Source organism: Planctomycetota bacterium (genome assembly GCA_018242585.1).
Taxonomy (GTDB): Bacteria; Planctomycetota; Planctomycetia; order Pirellulales; family PNKZ01; genus JAFEBQ01.
Genome location: JAFEBQ010000041.1, coordinates 46,176 through 68,741, shown reverse-complemented (window position 1 = coordinate 68,741; position 22,566 = coordinate 46,176). Strand labels below are relative to the sequence as shown.

Below are 22,566 nucleotides of genomic sequence, written 5' to 3'. Positions count from 1 at the left end.
TTCGCGGACCAATCTCATTGTACGCTTGGCGATTCTTAGAGCATCCCTACCAGTTTGCGGATAATCCACTCACCAATTAGCAGCAGAAACAGCACGCCAAGCAGATAGGGACTGTTCCACAGTTCGTGCATTGTCAGCGTTTCTTGCGGCGTCTGATGCCCTTGGGGCAAATCGTCGATCAGCCGGTTGGCGGTGCTGGCGGTGTAGAAATGTCCCTTGGTGTCGGTCGCCACGCGCTTCATTTCGACCAGGTCGGCCTGGGGCCGTTCGAACTCGCCGGGGGGAGCGACCACGGTGAAATCGGCCGCCGCAGTGCCGTGCTCGATGGCCGGCACGGTGACCCAGGCGTGGTACTTGCCGTCGGAGGGTTTGCTGACGCTGCCTTCGAACACGCCGCGATAGGTCGGATTGCGCCGCAGCGTCACGCGCCGATTCGGGTGCCCTTGTTGCTCGACCATAATGACCACGCCGTCGTCTTCGGCCGGCGCCCGGCGTTCGTCGAGAAAGCGGACACGCAAGCGAACCGAGTCGCCACGGCGATATTGTTGCCGGTCGGCGGCCATTTCGACCTGCAGATCCTGTCCCAACAGTTTTGACCGCGCCAGGAACCGCAACGTCTGCACCCAATAACGAGCAAAGAAGACATCCCCCACGCGCCAGCGCCAGCGCCACGTTTCGTCGGTGGCGTGGAATAGCACCTTGCCCGCGCCAGTGTGCTGCAACACCAGGGCCGGGATCGATTCGGTGTCGAACCGCGCCTGGGCCAGGACGCGCGCGCCGGGTTTCCACTCGTGCAATTGGCTGAGCCAATACAACTGTGGGAGATTGCGCCAGATTTCCGCCGTCTCTTGCGGCGTGTTGCCAAGCTGCATTGACGAGAGCGAGTTCCCCAGTTCGGTCGGTTCGATCTGGTAGCCCAGGTTCGTGGCCGGCGTCTCGGGCTGGCCGTCGGTCAAGTCGGCCGGGATCAACGTCGCCAGCGGCGTGTCGCGATAGGCCCAGGGCATGTACTGCGGGCCGGCCATCAGCACGACGCCGCCCCCCTTTTGCGTGACGAATTGCTCGATGTATTGCAAGGCCGACGAGCTGAAGAAGGCCGGGTCGATGTCCCCCAGGATCAGCACGTCGTACTCGAACAGCTCCTCGCGCCGCACCGGAAAGACGCGCAGCGCTGTCTGGTCGAACTCGGCGTATTCCGGGTCGGCTTCCTGCAACACCGCCTTCAGCACGATCGTCGAGTCGCGCTGCAACATCTGCTTCAGGTAGCGGTATTCAAAGTTCGGATAGGCCTGGACCAGCAGCACGCGGACCTGTTCCTTGCGGATCGTGACGACGCGCGACAAGCGGTTGTTCTCGGAGCTGACTTCATCGTTCAACGGCTCGACATCGACAATGTATTCAAACTTGCCCACTTCGGTCGGCCGGTAGGGAACGCGGACCTTTTGCGGGCGGCCATCAGCGCCAATCGTGACATCGACCGAAGCCAGCACCTCGGCGTCGCCGGTTTCGCGCAGGCGGACTTGCACCGAGCGTCCCGCCATCCGCGAACCGGTCAGCGTACACTCGAAGTTCAACACGTCGTCGACGAACGCCACTTCGTCGACCAGCAAGTCGGCCAGCTCGACATCGCGCGGCGGGTTCTGGCTCCCCAGAGCCACGGTGAACAGCGGCACTCCCTTGCGGCGGGCGTATTGCGCCGCTTCGCCCAGCGCTGGCCCTTCGGTCACCACGCCATCGCTCAACAACAGGATCGCCGACGGCGGCGTCCCGCGCAGCTCGTTGAGCACCGAGCGGACGCTTTCGCCCAAGCGTGACGAGGCGCCGGTTGGTTTCTGCTCGCGGAGGTCGGCGGCGACTTTGTCCAACTCGCCGGTCAGTGGTCGCAGGGTGTCGGCGACGAGATAGAGCTTGAGTTTGTACCGCTCGCCGAGCACGTCGAGCAGTCGGTGGTCGTGCCCCAGCAGAATCGAACGGGCCAGATTCCAGCGCGTTGGCTCGTCGAGGCCGACCTGTTTCAAGCTGTCAGCCAGGTTGCGGTTCATCTGCTCGTCGTCGTAACGATCGGCGATCGACATGCTGGCCGAATCGTCGAGCAACACGACGAAGTAGGGCAAGCCGGTTCGCTCGGGCAGGAGCTTGATCTGCGACACCATGAAGGCCATGCACAGCAGCATCAATAACCGCATGCCGGTCAACATCCAGCGGACGGCGGGGTTGGCCGTGCCGCGCTCGCGCAGATAGCAGAAGACCACTAGCCCGACGACCGCGACGGCGACGATCAACGTGAGCCACGGCGGCAGCGGCCAGGACCAGACCACGCGCACGTTGATCCCTTCGCCCGGGCGCGCTTCGGGCACGCCGGCCAGCCGGGCCAACAAGTTGACGAACCATTGCGAAAGGTGTTCTTGCATATCAGGCGCCCCGTGTGCCAAAGCGCCAAGCCAGGAACGTCTCGGCCAGCAGGCAAATGATCGCGATCGACAACAGGTAAACCTGCAACACATGCCGGCGCGGCGCCGCGTCGGCGGCGGCTTCGGCGATGTCTTGCCAATCGGTCAGGTGCGTGAACGGGACGCCGGCCCACAACTTGGCCGACAGTTCCGTCGGATCGGCGGCCGTCAGGTCGCTTTCGGAAGTGTCGACGTTCACGGCCGACAAGCTTTCGACGCCCCAGGGGCTGGGAAGTTCCGCCTTGTACAGGCCGCTGAGTTGCGTGTCGGCAAACGACCAGACACTGTAGTCGCCGTCGATGTTCAGGCGGAGTTGCTGCTGCTCGCCGCCGGGAATGTGCAACTGGACGTTGGCCGCCACCGCCTGGCCGTGGAGCGTGTCGCCGATCGGTTGACCGACCAGCAGGTTGCGCTCCGGCGCGGCCGGATGGACCACCCAGCCGAGCATCTCGTAAACCAGTTCGTTCAAGCTGCCAATCAACGGCATGACCGACCAGGAACGGTCAGCGCTGGTGGTGACCAGAATGCTCCGTCCGCGGCCGATCGCTTCTTCGATGATCGCCGGGTCGCCATTTTCATAGGCGAGCGCCACCCGGGCTTTCGACAGCGGCGGCAGTTCGGCTTTGACATACCGCGTGACCAGCGTGGCTTGCAACGTATGGTCCGAGCGCCCGCGATAAGCGGCCAGCAGCGGATGCTGGTAGTCGAGCGGATCAAACATGTACTGTCCGGCAGGGGCAAAGCCCGTCAGGCGCGCCGGCAGGGCCCGCTCGGCGCCGGTATCGAGACTGCACAGCCGGCGGTTGTACGAGTCGAGCTGGACTTGCTCGCCCAGGAACCAGACCAGGTTCCCGCCGTGCGCCACGTACGAGCTGAGCAACGTCCCTTCGCTGGCGGTGAATTGCCCCAGGTTGGCCAGGAAGACACAGTCGTACGACGCCAGATCGGCGTCGGCCAGCGAGCTTTCGCCGAGGACGTCGCATTGAATGTCGCTGCTGTCGGCGCGATCGTCGTCGGGACGCAACGCCAGGGCCAGATACTCGGCCGGCGCTAGATAACCGTCGGACTGCCCGCTGCCGACACAGAGCACTCGCAACTGGGGCTTCACGCGCAGCGAGAGCCAGCGATGATTGTCGACCGGCAACAGATCGCTGGCGAGCCGCGCCTCGATCGAGTGATCGCCCGGCGTGTCGAAATGGTGGGTCAGCGCCACGGTGGCGCGGCCAGCGGCGTCGAGATCGACCGCGTCCTGACCGGCGCGGCGGCCATCGACGTACCATTCAACGGGCAGCCGGGTAATCGACTGGTTGCCGAAGTTCTTGATCTCGGCTTCGATCGTGGCGTCGCGCGCCGTGGCCAGCGTGGAATCGGCCAACTGAATGCCAGTAACCGCCACGTTCTCCCACGTGGGCTGCCCCAGATCGAGCACGACCAGTCGCGCTTCCTTGGCCAGTCGCTGGCTGCGGGCGCGGAAGTCGTCGGCACTGGTTTCCTTCAGGTCGGGCTGCCACGTGTTGCGCCCCAGATCGGTCAGGAAGTAAATCTCGCGAGCCACCAGTCGTGGATGCTCGGTCTTGGCGGCGGTGATGACTTGCTCGACCTGTTGCAGCGTGGCCGACAAGTCGGCGCCGGTGTGGGCCAGGTGGATATTCTTCAGTTCTTCCAGGAAGTCGCGTGGTTCAAAGGCTGGATTCCCCACGACCACGCGCGGCGGCGCGCCGAGCAGGACCAGCGAATAGCCGTCACCTTGCGTTCCTTGCTGGACGATGTTCTCGGCGAGCTGCTTGGCCGACTCAAAGCGGCTGCGATCGGCGGGCTTGTAGGCCATCGAATACGAAGCGTCCAGCACGATCACGCGGTGCGTCCGCTGATGCGAACTGCCGGCGATCGGGCTGTTCTCGAAGAACAGTTTGGCGGCGGCCAGCACGATGCAAGCCACGGCCAGCGTTCGCAGCAGCAACAGAATCAACTGTTCGATCTGCACTCGGCGCGAGTTCTTTTTGATCGCCGCCAGCAGGTACTGCATGGCGGCCCATTGGACCTCGCGGTACTTACGCCGGCTGAGCAGGTGCAACAGCAGCGGCGCCGCCACCAGCCCGCCCCAAGCCAACAACGTCCCCATGCTCTCGACGAAAGCGAGGGGGAGCCACAGGGCCGGTACAGGGGTTACGAATGGCGTAATCAAAAGTGACTCTGAGCGTTTTTCAAACTCGTGTCAGTTGTCAGTGGTCCGTTGTCAGTTGTGAGGAAGGCCAGCAAACGAGTGCAACTGACTACTGACAACGGACAAAAACTAGCAACTAGGAACTCGCAACCAGCAACTTCTCCCTCACATCTTGTACTGCATCATCCGTCGCGTCAGGTACGTGGTCAGGGCCATGTCCAACGGCTGGTCGGTGCGCATCTCGAAGTAGTCGATGCCGGCGTTCCGACAGCCGACGCGAAGCTGCTTTTGGAACGCGCCGAACTCTTCGAGGTACGCCTTGCGCAGCGACCGCGGGTCGGTCAACAGATCGGGCCACTCTTCCAGTCCCTTGAACAACGTCATCCGGTCAAACGGAAAATCGAGCTCGGCTGGGTCCAGGATGTGAAACACGATCACTTCGTGCCGCCGGTGGCGGAAGTGCTTCAGTCCGGTCAGCATGGCCGGCACGTCGTCGAAGAAATCGCTGAGCACCAGCACCACGCCGCGCTTCTTGAGCCGCTCGGCCAGATCGTGCAGCACGGGCCCCAGTCGCGTCTTGCGTTCGGCCGCGGCGTTGCTCATCACGTGGAGCAACTGTTTCAGGTGCGACGGGTTGCCGCTGGCCCGAACGAAGCTCCGCACTTCGCGGTCAAAGGTCACCAGGCCGACGCTGTCTTGCTGTTGCAAGACCAGGTACGACAGCGCCGCCACGATGCACTGGGCGTACTCCAACTTCGACATCGCGGCTTGCGAACTCTGATAGCGCATGCTCTCGCTGGTGTCGAGCAGCATGTAGCTGATCAGATTGGTTTCTTCTTCGAACTGCTTGAGATAAATCTTGTCGGTCTTGCCAAACACCTTCCAGTCGACGAAGCGCAAGTCGTCGCCGGGAACGTATTCGCGGTGTTCGGCAAATTCGATCGAGAAGCCGTGATACGGACTGCGATGGACGCCGGAGACGTAGCCTTCGACAATTCGTTTCGCGCGCAGCTCCAGCCCTTCCAGGCTAGCCAACGTCCGCGGATCGAAATACTTCTGGTAAGTTTCCACGTTCGGCGACCTGTTCCTCGGGCGACGGGATCGTCTCGCACAACCGCTGGACAATCCAGTCGGGCTTGATCCCTTCGGCTTCGGCGTTGAAGTTCGTCATGATCCGGTGTCGCAGCACCGGCGCCGCGACCGCGCGAATGTCTTCGCACGTGGCGTGGTAGCGTCCGTGCAGCACGGCGCGCGACTTGGCCCCCAGCACCAGGTACTGGCTGGCGCGCGGGCCGGCGCCCCAACTGACATAGTCGTTGATGAAGTCGGGCGTATCGTCCTGGTTGCGGCGCGTGACGCGGGTGAATCGCAAGGCGTAACGGGCCACGTGATCGGCCACCGGCACCTTGCGCACCAGGTGTTGCAGGTGCAGGATGTCGTCGGCCGACAGAGTGGGCGAAAGTTGTTGCGTGGCTTCGACCGTCGTCCGCTTGACGATCTGCAGCTCTTCTTCTTCGCTCGGATAGTCGACGAAGGTGTTGAACATGAACCGGTCCAGCTGCGCCTCGGGCAGCGGGTAGGTTCCTTCTTGCTCGATCGGGTTCTGCGTGGCCAAGACGAAGAACGGCTCGGTGAGCCGGTGCCGCTGGCCACCGACCGTGACCTGGTGCTCTTGCATCGCTTCCAAGAGCGCGGCCTGGGTCTTGGGAGGCGTGCGGTTGATTTCGTCGGCTAGGATCACGTTGGCGAAGATCGGCCCTTTGAGGAACTTGAACGATCGGCTGCCTGTCGACTTGTCTTCTTGAATGACTTCCGTGCCGGTGATGTCGGCCGGCATCAGGTCGGGCGTGAATTGAATGCGGCTGAAATCGAGCGACAACGTCTCGGCCAATGTGCGGATCATCAACGTCTTGGCCAAGCCCGGCACGCCCACTAGCAAGCAGTGTCCCCGAGCAAAGATCGCGATCAGCAACTCTTCGATCACCTGTTGCTGGCCGACGATGACTTTGCCCAATTCCGAGGTGATTTGCTCGTGAGCTTTCTTGAGCCGGGAAACCGCTTGGAGATCGTCTTCTGCGAACGACATAGTTAGCTTTCACCAGGGTGGTGCTTGGAAACGTCGAAGGGGCTAGGGGCGTGGCGTGGCGGGCGTGGCGCCTTTCGGTTCAGGCTGGGGGGCGTCGGACTGGGGGGGCTTGGCGGGGGCGTTCGATGATTCCTCGTCGGCTGGCTTGTCCGCGCCCGCGACATCGCCGACGCCCAACAACGGGAAAGCATAAATCGAGTCGGGCGAAACCACCAGCAAATGGTCGCTGGCCACGATCAGATTTCCCGCTGCCGCTTCGCGCACGATGGTCAATTCGATGGGCTGCGCCACTTGTCGACCGCTGGCCTGGTCAAAGACATAAATCCTTTGCCCTTGAATGGGATCGATGCCTGGCCAATAGACGCGCCCGTCCGAAAGCAAGCCACGCCCATAGCCGGCGCGCCCGTTGACGCGCGGCATGTCGGGCCAGAAGGGACCGATCTTGCCATTGGTGGCGATTTCGATCCAGCGCATGTTCCGGCCCGTGGCGATCACGTTTCCTTGCGCCACGCCCAGCAAGTGAACCTGGGCGTCGTTGATGTCGAACGTCTGCCACAAGAACTCGCCGGTGGTCGCGTTCAACGCCATCACGTGCGAACTGTCGGCTGGCGCGGCATAGATCGTCCCCCGGTCGTACACGCAAGGAGTCAGGTCGCGACAGAAGTTCACCGGCGGATTCGTGATCTGAATCTTTCCCTGATAGCGCGGATAGCGATAGATCCAGCGGACGCGCCCGTCGCCGGTCGCCAACGAGGCGATCGCGCCGAGATTCGTGCTGAAGTAGAGCGCGCCCCCTTGCAGCGTCAGCAGGTTGTGCGTGATTTCGTCGTTCGTGCCTTGGGCCAGGGTTTCGGCGCTACAAACTTCGCGCCGCCAGCGCTGGCGACCGGTTTGCGCGTCGAGACAGGCCACGAACGCCTTGGGATGCACTTCGCTCCGCCGCATGGCGACGTACACATTTCGCCCGTCCGACACCGGCACGCCGTCGTAGCTCCAGCGCTCTTCCAGCGGCTCGATCAGCCGCGTGTCCCAGAGCAGCGTTCCTTCCCGTTCCAGGTCCAAGCAGATCAGGTAGCTCTGGTGTGACTGAGAGCGCTGGCTTTGCGGCGAGCTGCTGGTGACGGGCGAACCCATTCGCGCGAACAGCTTGCCGTCGTGGGCCGTCAACGTGTAGCGGGCCACGCCGAGCGGCGGGCGTCCCATGTTGAAGTTCTGCGTCGTGTCACGGTCTTCAAAGATTGCCGCCGTTCCCCAAGCCGGCGCCCCGGTGTCGAGGTTGTAGGCGTCGATTTGGGTGGCCGTGGCGACGAATACTGTTCGCCCGACCACCACGGGAAAGTAACTCGACTGATCGTAGCGCGACTCGCTGACGTGCATGCCGTTTTCGGTCGGCTTGGGCAGCGCGATCTTCCAGGCCCATTTGCGCAACTGCAGCGTCGGTTCAGCGATGAACAACCGCGACGGCGCGCCGGCGAACGTCGGCCAGTCGGTTTGCGGCCTGGCTCGCGGCCAATCGGTGCTTTGCTTCAATAAGGTTTCGAGCGCCGCGGCCAGCGGCTGAACACGTCCCGCAAAGCGCCCCTCGGCGTTGCCATGCTCGCGGGCAAACCATTCTACCAGTTGCGGGGCCTGGTCCGAGCGTTCGAGAATCTCGACCAGCACCAATCGCGCCAACACTTCCGCGAGCGGCAAATCGGTTCCCGGATAAACCAGCCAGGGATCGCTCAGCCGGTGCTCGCGGAACAATCTCGCCACCGCGATCAGGTCGGTATCAATTCCGCGGCGATCTCCGACCACAGCTTTCAGGTTCAGCCACTTGCCATCGCGCGCCGGGTCGGCCTGGTAGTGGGTGTTCAGCAGTTCGCGCTGGGCGTCGTTGACGTCAGCCGCTTCGAGCAGCTTGTTGAAGTTCTCGCGCGAGACTTTGTGCGGAGGCGATTCGATCAGCCGACGCCAGTAATCAGCCGCGACGCCGGTTTCGCCCCGCTCGAGCGCCAGGTCCCCCAGTGCGAGCAATGCCGAGTCGCCGTAGCTGCTACAGAACATCGTGTCGAGCAACTGGACGAGCGGCGCGGGATCGCGCGACGATTGCCCCTGTTCGAGCCAGACCTTGGCCAGCGGGTCAACCCGGCCGCGATAGGCCGCCAGGGCTTCCTCGGGCAACTGGCTGATCTTCCACTGGCAGAAGTCGCGGACGCTCAGGTACAGACGCCCATCGACCGACACCACATGGTCGGCCTGGTTCTCCATCACCTGTTGCAGGGTGTCGACCGCCTCGTCCCATTGGCGGTTATTGATCAACGCTTCGACGCGATTCAGGTGCTGCCGCGTGGCGGAATCGATCTCGGGCAGGTGAACATTGCCGGACAGTTCAAACTGGCTTTGACCAAAGCCAGGCTGTGCCAGGGCCGGACCACAAAGTCCGGCCAGCCATCCCAGGGTAACCAACAGTGCGAGCCAACCGTGGCTGCGCCGCTCCGGGCCCATCTAATCGCCCTCGATTTCTCGTTCCTTGCGGTCGTCCCCGATTCCACCTTCGAACCGTCATCTATTACTGACAGTTCTCGGGTCGGAACGGTTCCCGTGGGCCAACGCCCGGGAGCCCGGACGACAGCCAAGATGCTTTACCATCGGGCATGCGTCGTCGTCGGGCAACCCACAGATCGGGCCAGACGCCGGCGCGTTCACATAACTATATGCAGGATGGCGAGTTATGGGAAGCTGGTTCCGCCAGCCAAGAGGTTCGCCGCCCGGATTTCCAGGTAAACCTGCCCGGGCATTTCGCCCGGAGCGGAGATGTGAAGAACGACTTCGTTGTGCGCGGCCAGCAGTTGCTCGACCGGCGGCGAGGTGAACGTCGTGTTTGTAGCGAGGTTCCCCAGCGATTTGCCGTTCAGCAGGATTGCGCCGGCGCAGTTCGATTCGGCAATGACCAGGAGCACCTGCACGCCCGGTTCCAAACCCGTCGGCGTGTGAAATCGCCGCCGGTAAGTCACCGGGCCGGAGTAGCCTAGGTCGTGCAATCGGCATCGCTCGGCCGGCAGATTGAGCGTCCCGGTGCGAGGCAGCGGCACACCCGCCAACTCGGGCAAGCTTGCTCCCTCGGGCAGCTCGTACCGCCAAGGCCCCCGCAACCGGATAACGTGTGGTTCGCCAGTCACGTTTCTCGTCGAGCCTGGTATCAGGGTGCCACTGGTGGCTTGTCCACCAGTGCGAATCAGGATGAGTCAATGATCAAGTCATCGGGTAGCACCGGTTGCTCTGCAACCGGTGTTGCGCAGCAACAAGAAACCTCGATCGCCGCGCCAACCATGAAAGCGAGCCACCACCTGGTGAAACCGCTGCCCGAGGTTTCTTGCGGTCTTCGGCCGCCCAGGTGCAAGCACCTGGGCCACCCAGTGGTTGACCTGTTTACAACTTCCCGCCCCCTGCCCCGGCGTGCTCTTCTTCCTTGTAGGGCGGAAACATCATCGAGGCCCCAATCGACAGCGCCAGCAAGGCGCCAATGACCAACAGCGAAATCAGATTGGGAATCTGAATCCAGTGTTTGATGACCATCTTACCGCCGACAAAGATCAAGATGCCGCTCAGCCCGTACTTCAAGTAATGGAACATCCCCATGAAATCGGCCAACAGAAAGTATAGCGCCCGCAGCCCCAAGATGGCGAACACGTTCGACGTGAAGATCAGGAACGTATCGTCGGGAATAATGCCGAAAATAGCTGGCACGCTGTCGACGGCGAACACGATGTCGGTGATGTTGATCACGCACAGCACCAGGAACAGCGTGGTGCACATCAGCTTGCCTTCGTGACGGACGAAGAATTTTTCGCCGTGTACGGTGTGATCGCCCGGGGCCACCGGCAACAATTTGCGCGACCAGATCAACGTCTTGCTCTGTTCGGGGTCGACTTCATCTTCCTTGAACACCAGCGTCGCGCCGGTGTAGATCAAGAACGCCCCCAGCGGATAGAGCACCCATTCAAACCGCTCGACGATCGCGGCGCCGACGACAATGAACACCAATCGCATCACCACGGCCGCCAGGATGCCCCAGAACAGCACCCGGTACTGGTACTTCAGCGGAATCTTGAAGTGGGTCAGAATGACCACGAACACAAACACGTTGTCCATCGACAACGACCACTCGGTCAGATAGCCCGAGATGAACAGCACCGCCTTGTCCCAGCCGATGCCCGGCTGCTGCTTGTCGTACATCCACCAGACCACGCCAGCGAATCCGACCGCCAGGCTGCACCAGAAAACCGTCCAGAAAAACGACTCGCGGGTGGTCGGCTCGTGCGATTTGCGGTGAAAGACCGTCAGGTCCAGTACCAGCATCACGGTGACGAACAGGCCAAAGGCAATCCAATACGACACCGGAATGTCGATTTCCATCGGTTTCAAAGCGGCGGTTTCCTCTTGGTGATTCGGCATTGCTGCCCCGACCTTATCTGGCCGGAAAATGGGCTGCGGCCGCCATCATAGAAGTCTCGCCTCAGGTCGGCAACCGCGTAGCAAGTCGCGACCGGGGCAAGATTTGCACTCGCCCGTTCAGGTACGGTAAAAAGGAGTATTCCGAGCGGCCTCAGCGGGGCTGATCGTGGCTTTGCTTCGTGCCCCCTCGGCCAGCCTGGCTGGCCCTCCCCTGCCTAGAATGTAGATCGCTATGCCGAAGTATCTCGATTCCTCATGCCGTCTGTCGGTTCGTCTGCTGCTGGCCGGGTTGTTCACCAGCCTGCTGACCTTGAACGCGCACGCCCAGGCCCCGGCGGGCAACCCGGGCAAGCCCGCTGGCGATGCCGCGGCCGGGGCGGCCAGCGGGAGCAGCGAAGCCGCCACTCGGCTGTACGCCACGGCGGTTCAGTTGCAGAACCGGGACCAGTTCGACCTGGCCGCCGAAGAATGGACCAAGTTCGTCGCCAAGCAGGGTGCCGATCCGTTGGCGCCCAGGGCTCGACATTACCTGGGCGTGTGCCAGCTCAAGCTCAAGCAGTACGCCGACGCGGCGGCCACGTTTCAGAAGCTGCTCGACGACGCGGCGAAGTTTCCGGCCGGCGCGCTGGTGGCCGAGACCACCGACGGCGAGAAGCTCGATCTGCTGCCGGCCACGTATTACTACTTAGGGTTGTCCCAATACAACGTCGGCCAGTCAGGCAAGGCCGACATGCTCGACCGCGCGCAACAAACCCTGGCCACGCTGGCCCAGAAGTATCCCCAGGGGCGATACTTGCCCCAGGCGATCTTCTATCAAGGCGAAGCCGCCTATGCCGCCGGCCGCAAGACCGACGCGGTGAAGTTCTACATCGAGTTCGTCAAGCAATTTCCGGACGACACGTTAGCGCCCGACGCCTGGTACGCGCTGGGTGTGACGCAGGCCGAGTTGGAACGCTTTCAGCCAGCCGCGGATAACTTTGCCGCCTTCTTGCAGCTTTACCCGCAACATCGCTTGGTTACCGAAGTGACCATGCGCCGCGGCGACGCGCTGATGCAATTGGACAAGCCGGCCGAAGCCGAGCCGCTGTTCGCGACAGCAGCCGCGGCCCAGGGGTTTGGCCCGGCCGATTACGCCCTGCGCCGTCAGGCTGACGCCCGCTTTGAACAGAAGCAATACGCCAAAGCTGCCTCGCTCTATCGCGACCTGATCAATCGCTACCCCCAATCGTCGTCGGTGCCGACGGCGCGCATGACTGCGGGCAAGTGCTTGTTCCTGGACGACAAGTTCGCCGACGCGCGTGTTGAGTTCGAGCCGCTGGCCGCCGGTGACAGCGACGCATCGTGGGAAGCAGTTCACTGGATCACCCGCGCGTACCTCCGCGAAGGTCAACCGGCCAAGGCCGCCGAGCGCGTCGATGCAGCGCTGAAGAAAGCGGGCAAGAGCACTTGGGCCGCGCGGCTGATGCTCGATCGCGCCGACGCGCTGTACGAAATGCCCGCTCGGCTCGCGGACGCTTCGACGGCTTACAACGCCGTGGCCGAGCAGCACGCGCAGCACGATCTGGCGGCCGAGGCTCTGTACATGGCCTCGTTCTGCGCCTTGAAGCAAAACGATTACTCGGCCGCGGCCTCGCGCAGCCAAAAGTTTCTGAAGCAGTATCCCCAGCACGAACTCGTGCCCGCCGTGCGCTATGTCTCGGCCGAGAGCAAGCTCCTGGCCCGCGACTTCAAAGGGGCCGAAGCCGACTACGGCAAGCTGCTGCGCGACTATCCCCAGCACGCCGAGGTGCCGACCTGGTCGCTGCGTCGCGGGCTGGCGCTGTCGCTGGGCGAGCGGTATTCCGACGCGGTTTCGGCGCTGAAGCCGCTGGCCGGCAAGCTGGCCACGGCCGACGCCAACGCCCAGGCTTATTATCTGTTGGGCAATAGCTACCTGCAGCAGAAGAAGCCAAAGGAAGCGGCCGAGGCCCTCGAGGCGTCGCTGGCCGCCGCGCCGCAGAGCAAGCAAGCCGACGAGACGCTGTTGCTGCTGGCCCAGATTGCGCGCGACAAGAACGACCTGAAGCGCGCCCGGGCGATGTTGCAGCGCGGCATGCAAGAGTTCTCGTCCGGGCCGGTGGCCGACAAGCTGTACTTCCGCGCGGCCGAATACGCCTATGCCGCCGACGATCTTCCAGCCGCAGTGCAACACTATCAAGAGTTGCTCAAGCGATTCGGCAACAGCCCCCTCGCGCCGCAGGCCCGCTACGGCTTGGGCTGGGCGCTCTTCTCGCAAGGCAATGGCAAGGACGCGGTCGCGGCCTATGACCAACTGCTGGCCGCCAAGCCGGTCGCCGACGTCGCGGCCCGCACGCTCTACGCGCGCGGCGTGGCTCGTTACAGCCTGAAGGATTACCAGCGCGCGATTGGCGACTTCCAGGCGTTCCTCGACACCAAGCCGACGACGGCCGAGCGTTCCGACGCGCGCTACAACCTGGGGTTGTGCCTGGTGGCGGCCGAGCAACTGCCCGCGGCGATCGACACGTTTCAGAAGTTGTTGAAGGACGATGCCAAATACGTCGGCGCCGATCGGGCCTGGAACGAGTTGGCCTGGGCCGCCAAGAACGCCGGCCGCGAAAAGGATTCGCTCGACGCCTTCCAGCAACTGGTCAAGAAGTTTCCCGACAGCCCCCTGTTCGCCGAGGCCCAGTGCCAACTGGCCGACCACTATTACCAGGCCGAAGAGTTCAGCCGCGCTGCCGAGGCGTACGCCTCGGCGTTGACGCGCGCCGGTGAGTCGTCGTTGACCGAGTCGATCTTGCACCGCCTGGGCTGGTCGTACTTCCGCCAAGGCGATTACGAAAAGGCCCGCGCGACGTTCCAGAAGCAGCGGCAGCAATTTGCCAAAGGCGACCTCTCGGCCGACGCGGCTTTCATGGAAGCCGAGACGTTCTTCAAGCAAGATCAGTTCGAGCAAGCTCTGGCCCTGTATGCCAAGGTTCAGGAGCCAAAAGCTCCCGGGATGAAGGTCTTGTCGCTGCTGCACACGGGCCAGGCGGCCGCGAAACTGAAACAGTGGAAGCAAAGTTTGCAAAGCGTGCAGGCCGGCCTGGCGCTTGACCCGCGCGGGCCTTATGCCCCCGAGTTGTTGTACGAGCAAGCCGTGGCGGAACAATCGCTCGACAAGCCGGCCGACGCACTGAAGCACTTTGAAGAAGTCACCGAGCTGACGGGCGATGAAGTCGCGGCCCGAGCGCGATTCATGATGGGGGAAATCCACTTCGAGCGCCGCGAACACCAGCAAGCGATCAAGAACTACTTCCGCGTGCTGACCTACGACAGTCCGCGCTGGCAAGCGGCGGCCCACTATGAAACGGGCCGCTGCTTCGAAGTCTTGAAACAACCCGACCAGGCTCGCCGCTCGTACCGCGAGCTGGTCGAAAAATTCCCGAACAGCGAGCAAGCGAAGCTTGCCCAGGATCGACTCAAGGAACTCGGCAATGCGAACTGACGTGAACGATCAACGATGCGCACCGCCCGAAGGCGCCGGCGTGAAGCGCGCCCAACAAGCACCCCTCCCTTCCAGGGAGGGGCTGGGGGAGGGTAAACGGCGTCGCAGCCTGGCCGCACTGATTCTGGCGTGCGCCCTCGCCGGCCTAAGCATCTCGGTCCAAGCCCAGGCCCCTGCCCCGCCGGCGCGCACGGCCCCAGTCGACGTCGAGCGTCAGCGCCAGGCCGAGCGTGAAGCCGAGGCCGCCCTCGCCGCCGGCAAAAAGGCCAAGCCAGCCGCGGCCCAACCCGCCAGTGAAGAGAAAGTCGGCGACAAGATTCACTCGATGTTCCAACTTTACTGGTTGAAGGGTGGCGTGCTGATGATCCCCATCACGCTCCTCTCGGTGCTGGTCATCATCTTGGCCATCGAACGGCTCTTCGGCCTGCGCCGCGGTCGGGTCATTCCGGCGCAGTTGGTCGATAGCTTGAACCAGTTGGCGTCGAAGCCCGGCGGACTCGACCCGCGGGCGGCGTACCAGCTTTGTCAGCAATTCCCGTCGGCCGCCGCCAACGTGCTGCGGTCGGTGCTACTCAAGGTCGGCCGTCCGCACTCCGAAGTCGAGCACACCGTGGCCGAAGCCAGCAACCGCGAAGCGACCAAGCTGTATCGCAACGTACGGACGATCAACCTGGCGGTCAGCGTAGCGCCCTTGCTGGGGTTGCTCGGCACGGTCCAGGGGATGATCCGCTGCTTCTTCGACGCGGCCAACCTTGGCGCCGGCGCCAACAAGTACCAATACCTGGCCGAAGGCATCTACACCGCGTTGATCACCACGTTCGGCGGGCTGGTGGTGGCGATTCCGGCTTCGGTCTTTGCCCACTACTTCGAAGGACGCATCCAGGTTTTATTCCAGGACATCGACGAGCTGCTGAGCTCGCTCTTGCCGCAATTGGAACGCTACGAAGGCAAGCTCCGTGTGGCTCGCACCAGCGATGTCCAGCGCGCCGCGGCCGCGCCGCCGCCGGCTCCCCCCGTGACGCCCGAACCCCCCGTGGTCGCCAACTAGTCCACTGCCTGAGACATTTTTGCTGTCTGGATCGCTTGTGCCCTGAATGGCTGACACCTCCATGCCTGTGCAAATCAACAAAGGGTTCGTCTCGGGCGGCATCAATATGACGCCGATGATCGACTGCGTCTTTTTGCTGCTGATCTTCTTTCTGGTGGCGACCCAGTTCGAGGAAGCCGAGCGGGACATGAACGTCATCCTTCCCGACGCCAGCGAGGCGATGCCGATCACCGCCCGCCCCAAGGAACTGTTCATCAACGTCAACCAGCAAGGCCAGTTCATCGTCAACGGCCAGCACCTCAACGAGCAACAACTGCTGGGCGTGCTGCAAAAATCCTCGGCCGACAATCCCGGCCGCCAGACCGTCTATATCCGCGCCGACAAGCGCGTGCCCTTCGAGTTCGTGGCCGCGGTGATGAACCTGTGCAACCGCGCCAAGATTCGGGACTATCGCGTCACGACCGCCCCGGTCACCTAAGCAATCAAGTTCGTCGAGCCGGCGTTCCACGCCACCAGCCATGTCGCCCCACACCACCAGCCACGCGCCGCACTTGCCCGCGATCGACGATTTCGACGATCGCGGCTGGCCGGTCAATCTGTTGCTGGTGCTCTTGGCGGCGGCTTCGGGGGGCGTGATCGCCGCCCACGGCGATTTCGAGTCGACGGTCATTTGGCAAAACGCCTGGGCGCAACTCGGGGCGCTCGCGCTGGTGACCCTGCTGGTCATCGGCGCAGCCCGCTTGATCAGCGCGCACATCCAGCGTCGCATGCAACTGGCGCTGCTGCTCAGCCTGGTGATCCATCTGGTGATGTCGCTGGGGCTGTATCGCTGGGAAATCCAGCCAGTGCATGTCAATGACGAAGGAATCGTGGCCCGGCCTTACGAACCGGTCCTGATGCCCGACTATCACACCCCCGACGCGCACGAAGCGACTCCCAACGAGTTGCAAATGTTCCAGGAGCCGGTCGAGGCCAACCCGCAGCGCGTGGCGACCAAGGCCGAGGAACGCCAGTCGCAGCCCGAGGAGCAGGTCACGCGGCCACGCGAGATGAAAAAGCAAGAGAAAGCCGAGCAGCAGGCCCAGCCGCTCGAGCTGGCCCGCGCCGAGGTGTCGGCCCCGCGCCGCGCCGAGCAGCAAGCCGAGCAGAAACGCGCCGAGATGGTCCGCCCCGAGCCGCAACTGTCGCCGGCCGAGCGCGCCACGGTGCTGCGGTCGGCGGCCACGGCACACGAGGACCTGAGCCCAGCGCAGACTCAGCGTCAGGCCGCCTCGGCCACGCCACAAGCGAACATGCCCGAGGCGCAAACGCAATTGTCCCAGCGCGCCGCGCCGACACCGCAGCTTCCCGATCGGCAAGCCAGCTCGGCCCAGCAGCCAATGAACACGCGGCTGGAACTGGCCATGCTCAACCGACAAGAGCGTTCTCAGCCGGTGATGGCCGAACCGAATGCCGCCGTGCCGACGTTGAACAATCCCACGGTCACACGCGATACCACGGTTCGCCCGCTGGAACCGACCGGCCGCTTCACGGGCGCCGCATCCCAGACGACCGCCGCGCCGATGACCGCCGCGATGAATAACGCTCCCGCCTCGGTCGCCGCGCCGGCGGCCACCCCTTCGCGCACGGCCACGCTCCCCGGCGCCGGTCAACCGACCGCGGCGGGTGAACCGATGATCCGCACGCACGGCATCAGCGGCGCCGAAGCCGCTACCATGCCGCAAGAACGCGCCCCGGCCGTCGTCGGCATGCACGGCACCGCCGGCCATCGCCAGGCCTCGGCCGGCTCGCCAGGTACGACCGGTTCGCAAGCCGCCGGCGAGTTGCAAGCCGCGCCGGGTAGCTTTGGCCAGCGCGCATCGAGCGCGGCCGGGCAGTTGGCGGCGGGTTCCAGCTTGGGCGCGCCTGGCGCGACACAACTGGGACCGATGGGTGCCGGCAGCTCGTTCGGCGCCTCGGGCGCTCAAAGCGAAGCGACCGGCGCGGGCGGAGCGGCTGGTCTGTTGCATGGGGCCGGCGCGATGGCCGCCGTCCGCAACGGGGCCGACAACGAACCGGCCAGCCCCAGCGACTACGTCGGCGCTCGCACCATGCCCGGCGCTGGGGGCGCGCCGCAGCGCGCGGCCCCGGCCGGCGACGGCATGGGACAACTCAGCGTTCCGCAACTGGCCGCGCGACCCTCGACGGGCTCGCCCGGCGGCAACGATTCACGCCCGTCCGGCACGCGCGGCGCGTTGGCCTTGGGACCGGCGAGCGGGATGGGACGTCGCAGCACCATCGAGTCGAACGCCGGCGGCGCGCTGGCCCGCTCGTCGATTGGCCAGCCCGCTCCGTCACGCAGCGAAACTCCCGGCGAAGCCGGCGGTCTGACCGGATCGACCGCGGCCGACGCCGGTGTGCCACTGCGCCGCGCGCGACCCGAAAGCGAAGTGGTCCACGCCGCCACGCCGCGGCTGATCCTGGAAAAAGCCGGCGGCCAGCAAGCCGTCGACGCCCACGTGCGCGACACGGCCGTGGCCGGCTTGAAGCAGCGCGACCGCTCGCGCCGTGGCGAGACGGCCCGCGCTTACGGAGGCACCGAAGGGACCGAACGCGCGGTCGAGTTGGGGCTGGCCTTTTTGGCTCGCGTGCAATCAGCCGACGGTAGTTGGAGCCTGCACGCTTTCAACGCCGGCGCCGAGACGGGCGACCCGAGCGGCATGATCATGCAATCGAACACGGCCGGCACGGGCTTGGCCTTGCTCGCCTTCCTGGGAGCGGGCTACACGCACACCGACGGCAAGTATCGCGACGTGGTTGGTCGCGGCCTGCAACACCTGGTCAGCCGGCAGAAGCCCGACGGCGACTTGTTCGTGCCGCTAGACCAGCGTTCGGCGCTGAACGTCTGGTTGTACAGTCACGGCATCGCGTCGATCGCGCTGTGCGAGGCGTACGGCATGACGCGCGACGCGCAACTGCGCGCCCCGGCGCAGAACGCACTGAACTTCATCATCGCGGCGCAACATCCGACCGACGGCGGCTGGCGTTATGCGCCGCGCCAGGGGAGCGACACTTCGGTCTCGGGCTGGCAAGTGATGGCATTAAAGAGCGGCGAGTTGGCCGGCTTGGCCGTGCCGTCGACTACTTACGCCAAGGTGAGCCACTGGCTCGACGAAGCCCAGGGCGCCGGCGGCGATCCGGCTCATTACGCTTATCGCCCGCGCAGCACGCAAGCTTCGCAGCGCGAGCCGAGCCGCGTGATGACGGCCGAGGCGTTGTTGATGCGGCAATACCTGGGCTGGCGACGCGATCAGCCGAGCATGGTCGAAGGGGCCCGCTGGCTAGGGCGGCAACTCCCCGAGTATGGCCGGGCCACGGCCGCTCGTCCGTCGGGTCAGCGCGACGCGTATTATTGGTACTACGCGACGCAGGTGATGTTCCAGATGCAAGGCGAGTATTGGGAGCAGTGGAACGGCGCGCTCCGCACGTTGCTCGTCGATTCACAGGTTCAGTCAGGTCCGCTGGCCGGCAGTTGGGACCCGGCCCGACCGGTGCCGGACCGGTGGGGTGAATTCGGCGGGCGGATTTACATCACGGCGCTCGACCTGCTGATGCTCGAAGTCTATTACCGGCACCTGCCGATCTACCAGACCCTGGAAGGCCCGGAAGAGCGCTAACGGTTCGCGATGGCCGCCAAGACGCCCAAGTTGATCGTGTTGGCTGGCCCAAACGGCGCCGGCAAATCGACGTTAGCGCCGGCGCTGTTGCACGACGTGCTGTCGGTGACGCAATTCGTCAACGCTGATGTGATCGCCGAGGGGCTGGCCGGTTTCGACCCGGCCAGCGCCGCGTTTGAGGCTGGTCGGATCATGCTGGAACGTCTGGATGAACTTGCCAGACATCGGGTCGATTTCGCATTTGAAACGACGCTGGCGGCGCGATCCCATGCACCAAGACTCAGTCAGTTGATTCAACAGGGCTACCATGTTCATCTTGTTTATCTGTGGCTGTCGAGCGCTAGTGCAGCGGTGAAGCGAGTGGCGAATCGTGTTCGGTTGGGCGGGCATGATGTGCCTGAAGAGACGATTCGTCGTCGCTATGAGGCAGGTTTGAAGAACTTTTTTGGTATCTACCAGCCACTGGCGATGAGCTGGCGGATGTATAATGCTTCGTCGATCAGGAGATTGCGGGTGATTGCGTCTGGCCGGCACGAGGTGGCTGATCAGGTTGACGATCCTGTGCTCTGGGACCGAATCAAGGGAGCGTACGCTCATGGCGACTGATCACGAAGTAAACATCGACGACCTGTTTGCGCAGGGTACGCCTATCGATCGGGCGATGGACCAAGCCCTATTGGCCGCAATCGAGCGTCACCGAAAGGCTGGCGTACCGATGGTCTTCTCGCGCAACGGCGAAGTTGTCGAGATTCCTGCTGAGCAGGTGGCCGCTGAGTTCGCACGCGCTCAGGCCAACGGCTCAGAATCCTAGGCGTGCCCGAGCGAGAGTCGCAATGGTAGACAAGCCACCAGTGGCACCCTGAAGATTGTTTGTAGCGTCAATGAATGGCAAGAGCCGGGGCGTCAGCCACCGGTTAGCGCGGTCGAGTGTGTCGCATCATGCCAGAAGTCCCTCATCAATCCCGGTTGCGACGCTGGACGCGGCGGCTGCTCAAGTGGACCGGCGGCGTGCTGGTTGTTTTGCTCGTCGTCTACGGCATTCTCGCCTGGCGTTACTGGTCGAACCCGCCGCAGATCAAGCGGAATATTCTTGCCGAGTTGAACGAAAAGGTGCTGGCCATTCCCGTGGAGCAGCGTGCCTGGCCGATTTATGCACGCGCCGCCCAAGAACTCAATGGGGATTGGCCTGAGAATTGGGTGGACCTTGCAGGGCAGGTGTTCACTGACCCTGATGTACCTGCGTACCTCGCGCGTCATGCGGCACGGTTAGCGGAGGTTCGTGAAGCGTCTCATCGCCCCAAACTCGGATTCATTTATTCGCTGGACGTGTCATTCGAAGAGTCGCCCAAGGTGATCGCTGCTGGAATGTCCAACGAACTCGACGACGTCCAAACTCGTCCGAGTCAGACATGCATCGGGAACCCGCCGATTGTGTTTTGCTCCAATGATGCGATCTTCGCATTGCGAATCTTGATGCGAGTGTTGGCCGGCGACGCTGTGTGGGCAGCGTCTCAAGGTGATGGCGATCGTGCCGCTGCCGACTTGGAAGCCATGATTGCCGTTGCCGGGCACGGTCGTGCGGAGCCCGTCGCCTGTCAGACGCTAGTTGCCGATATTCTCTTCGGTCAAGCGATCTTCCATTGGGCATATATCCTTGAGAAATTTCCCTCCACACTAACCGCGAATGCACTGATAGCGATCGAAAAGCGCGCCGTTGCCTATGTCGATGATCGGCACAATTATGAGGTCGACCGATATCGGCTGATTGCCATCGACATGTTGCAGCGCATTTGTACCGACGACGGCCATGATGGAGGATGCTTTTTCGCGCCTGCTGCGCGTAAGTTCTGTGGCGAACACGAACAGAGCCGTCTGCCGAGCGATTGGCTCGCACCGGTAAGCTCGCTTTTCACAATGTCGCGCCACGAGTTGCACGCCACGAGCGAAAGTTTGCTGGAAACCATCGAACGCGAGGATGGTGCATGCGTCTGGATGGATGGCGCGAGTGCATATACCGCCGCGAGTGAGCGAATATTTAGCGTTCGGCGGAATCAAATTGTTTCGCTGACGGGTGTCCCCTACGCCGGTGGCAAATGGAAAGAGCTGAGGGCCCGAGAACAATACTATCAACAGGTTGACGCATTGCGCCTGGTTAGTGCGGTCTTTCGTTTTCGTGAAAAGCTGGGGCATTGGCCCCGAGCGGCTGCGGAGTTGGTTCCCGTGTACCTGCCAAAGATTCCTGTCGATCGGTTCAACGGAGAGGCGTTGCGTTATCGCATTGTCGACGAGCAGCCTTTGGTCTACTCCGTCGGATTCAATCGTCGCGACGACGGAGGGATTCCTTTACGAGTGCCTGGCCTCGCTCTTGAATTGCCGCCCACCGATACGAGCCTGCAAGAACGGGGCGAATGGCGCTGGATTCTCTTACATGGAGAGTTCCGCAAAGCAGTCGACGAAAAGGCCCCCGGCGATTGGATTCTCTGGCCGGCAACTCCGCGCTACGAGAAGGTGAAGAACGATCACATGCCAGCGAAGTGATCGAACCAGCGCTGCAAGAGTGTCGCACGTAACGAAAAAGAAGCTGCTCGCGGCCCGGAGTCGGCGCGGCCCGGAGTCGGCGCGGCCCGGGGTCGGCGCGCCCCGGGGTCGGCGCGCCCCGGGCGGTTGACTCTCTTTGGCAGCGCGGCCGCGTCTAGGTAGTAACCACGATCAGACTGCGGCCGCTCACGAATCGGCTCAGAGAACTAAGGCCAGGGCCTTACCAACCCATGACCATGTTCGACTCGATCGCGCGGCGGGCGCGTTCCAGGTCGGTCCCCGTCTCGTGCATGTACAACCGGATGGCATGCACCTTGTCGCCGGAAGCTTTGCTCAGACAGTCGCGCGCCGTGTGGCAAGGATCAGTCGGGCCGGCGATGCCCAGCGCGGCCTTCGAGATCACCCAAGTGTCGCGCGGGCGCTTGGTCATGCGTACGATGCGTTCGCCAGGATAGGCCTTCTGCACGACCTCAGCCGCGGCGTCCTGGTCACCCGCCCAGCTGATAATGATGTGGCAGTCAGTTTCAATTTCGAACAGTGGCATCGAAAGTCCCTCCTTAAGTTGAGCAACCCTCAGATCGATGACCGAGCGCCAAACGGTTCGCGTTTGGCGACCATGCTTGACAGCTTGCGAGATCGCGTGGCTGGCGCAGCGGTACTTCAACCTAGGGGCCGATGGGCCCGCGCCAGGCGTTCT

At 63.4% G+C, this 22,566-nt stretch carries 15 protein-coding genes; 7 read left to right on the top strand and 8 right to left on the bottom strand.

The window, feature by feature from the left end:
* Positions 1-35 precede the first annotated feature (35 nt).
* The 7 genes from JSS27_18730 to JSS27_18700 all read right to left on the bottom strand — a co-directional run bounded on the left by JSS27_18730 (position 36) and on the right by JSS27_18700 (position 11,098).
* Positions 36-2,411, bottom strand: a complete 2,376-nt coding sequence (locus JSS27_18730; GenBank protein ID MBS0210984.1) for a hypothetical protein — start codon at positions 2,409-2,411, stop codon at positions 36-38.
* Between the two features lies 1 nt (position 2,412).
* Complete coding sequence (locus JSS27_18725; GenBank protein MBS0210983.1) at positions 2,413-4,572, bottom strand: VWA domain-containing protein; 2,160 nt, start codon at positions 4,570-4,572, stop codon at positions 2,413-2,415.
* Positions 4,573-4,779: 207 nt separating this feature from the next.
* Entirely contained in the window at positions 4,780-5,685 is a 906-nt protein-coding gene (locus JSS27_18720) for a DUF58 domain-containing protein (protein MBS0210982.1), read from the bottom strand.
* A complete protein-coding gene (locus JSS27_18715; protein ID MBS0210981.1) occupies positions 5,642-6,700 on the bottom strand; it encodes a MoxR family ATPase in 1,059 nt (352 codons plus the stop codon). The genes JSS27_18720 and JSS27_18715 overlap by 44 nt, the downstream gene beginning before the upstream one ends.
* A gap of 42 nt (positions 6,701-6,742) precedes the next feature.
* Complete coding sequence (locus JSS27_18710) at positions 6,743-9,148, bottom strand: PQQ-like beta-propeller repeat protein (protein MBS0210980.1); 2,406 nt, start codon at positions 9,146-9,148, stop codon at positions 6,743-6,745.
* 263 nt (positions 9,149-9,411) lie between these two features.
* Positions 9,412-9,861, bottom strand: a complete 450-nt coding sequence (locus JSS27_18705) for a hypothetical protein (protein MBS0210979.1) — start codon at positions 9,859-9,861, stop codon at positions 9,412-9,414.
* Positions 9,862-10,111: 250 nt separating this feature from the next.
* A complete protein-coding gene (locus JSS27_18700) occupies positions 10,112-11,098 on the bottom strand; it encodes a TerC family protein (protein ID MBS0210978.1) in 987 nt (328 codons plus the stop codon).
* A gap of 271 nt (positions 11,099-11,369) precedes the next feature.
* Between JSS27_18700 and JSS27_18695 the strand changes: the two genes are divergently transcribed.
* The 7 genes from JSS27_18695 (at position 11,370) to JSS27_18665 (ending at position 21,869) form a co-directional block, all read left to right on the top strand.
* Complete coding sequence (locus JSS27_18695) at positions 11,370-14,627, top strand: tetratricopeptide repeat protein (GenBank protein MBS0210977.1); 3,258 nt, start codon at positions 11,370-11,372, stop codon at positions 14,625-14,627.
* Entirely contained in the window at positions 14,617-15,675 is a 1,059-nt protein-coding gene (locus tag JSS27_18690; GenBank protein ID MBS0210976.1) for a MotA/TolQ/ExbB proton channel family protein, read from the top strand. Before JSS27_18695 ends, JSS27_18690 begins: the two co-directional genes overlap by 11 nt.
* 61 nt (positions 15,676-15,736) lie before the next feature.
* Positions 15,737-16,153 carry a biopolymer transporter ExbD gene (locus JSS27_18685; protein MBS0210975.1) on the top strand — a complete coding sequence of 139 codons (417 nt, stop codon included), beginning with the start codon at positions 15,737-15,739 and terminating at the stop codon, positions 16,151-16,153.
* Between the two features lie 40 nt (positions 16,154-16,193).
* Positions 16,194-19,331 carry a hypothetical protein gene (locus JSS27_18680; GenBank protein MBS0210974.1) on the top strand — a complete coding sequence of 1,046 codons (3,138 nt, stop codon included), beginning with the start codon at positions 16,194-16,196 and terminating at the stop codon, positions 19,329-19,331.
* Positions 19,332-19,340: 9 nt separating this feature from the next.
* On the top strand, positions 19,341-19,937 hold the full coding sequence (locus JSS27_18675) for a zeta toxin family protein (GenBank protein MBS0210973.1): 597 nt from the start codon (positions 19,341-19,343) through the stop codon (positions 19,935-19,937).
* A complete protein-coding gene (locus JSS27_18670; protein MBS0210972.1) occupies positions 19,927-20,142 on the top strand; it encodes a hypothetical protein in 216 nt (71 codons plus the stop codon). The genes JSS27_18675 and JSS27_18670 overlap by 11 nt, the downstream gene beginning before the upstream one ends.
* 128 nt (positions 20,143-20,270) lie before the next feature.
* Positions 20,271-21,869, top strand: coding sequence for a hypothetical protein (locus tag JSS27_18665; GenBank protein MBS0210971.1), 1,599 nt, complete (start codon positions 20,271-20,273; stop codon positions 21,867-21,869).
* A 220-nt stretch (positions 21,870-22,089) separates the two neighbouring features.
* Here the strand turns inward: JSS27_18665 and JSS27_18660 are convergent, their stop codons facing one another.
* Positions 22,090-22,413, bottom strand: coding sequence for a hypothetical protein (locus tag JSS27_18660; protein ID MBS0210970.1), 324 nt, complete (start codon positions 22,411-22,413; stop codon positions 22,090-22,092).
* Between the last annotated feature and the right edge of the window lie 153 nt (positions 22,414-22,566).

Bases quoted from the DNA above. Each gene is read 5' to 3' on its own strand.
- JSS27_18730 (MBS0210984.1), bottom strand. From the start codon at position 2,411: ATGCAAGAACACCTTTCGCAATGGTTCGTCAACTTGTTGGCCCGGCTG.
- JSS27_18675 (MBS0210973.1), top strand. From the start codon at position 19,341: ATGGCCGCCAAGACGCCCAAGTTGATCGTGTTGGCTGGCCCAAACGGC.
- JSS27_18695 (MBS0210977.1), top strand. From the start codon at position 11,370: ATGCCGAAGTATCTCGATTCCTCATGCCGTCTGTCGGTTCGTCTGCTG.
- JSS27_18725 (MBS0210983.1), bottom strand. From the start codon at position 4,572: ATGGGGACGTTGTTGGCTTGGGGCGGGCTGGTGGCGGCGCCGCTGCTG.
- JSS27_18680 (MBS0210974.1), top strand. From the start codon at position 16,194: ATGTCGCCCCACACCACCAGCCACGCGCCGCACTTGCCCGCGATCGAC.
- JSS27_18665 (MBS0210971.1), top strand. From the start codon at position 20,271: ATGCCAGAAGTCCCTCATCAATCCCGGTTGCGACGCTGGACGCGGCGG.
- JSS27_18670 (MBS0210972.1), top strand. From the start codon at position 19,927: ATGGCGACTGATCACGAAGTAAACATCGACGACCTGTTTGCGCAGGGT.
- JSS27_18685 (MBS0210975.1), top strand. From the start codon at position 15,737: ATGCCTGTGCAAATCAACAAAGGGTTCGTCTCGGGCGGCATCAATATG.
- JSS27_18700 (MBS0210978.1), bottom strand. From the start codon at position 11,098: ATGGAAATCGACATTCCGGTGTCGTATTGGATTGCCTTTGGCCTGTTC.
- JSS27_18660 (MBS0210970.1), bottom strand. From the start codon at position 22,413: ATGCCACTGTTCGAAATTGAAACTGACTGCCACATCATTATCAGCTGG.
- JSS27_18690 (MBS0210976.1), top strand. From the start codon at position 14,617: ATGCGAACTGACGTGAACGATCAACGATGCGCACCGCCCGAAGGCGCC.
- JSS27_18715 (MBS0210981.1), bottom strand. From the start codon at position 6,700: ATGTCGTTCGCAGAAGACGATCTCCAAGCGGTTTCCCGGCTCAAGAAA.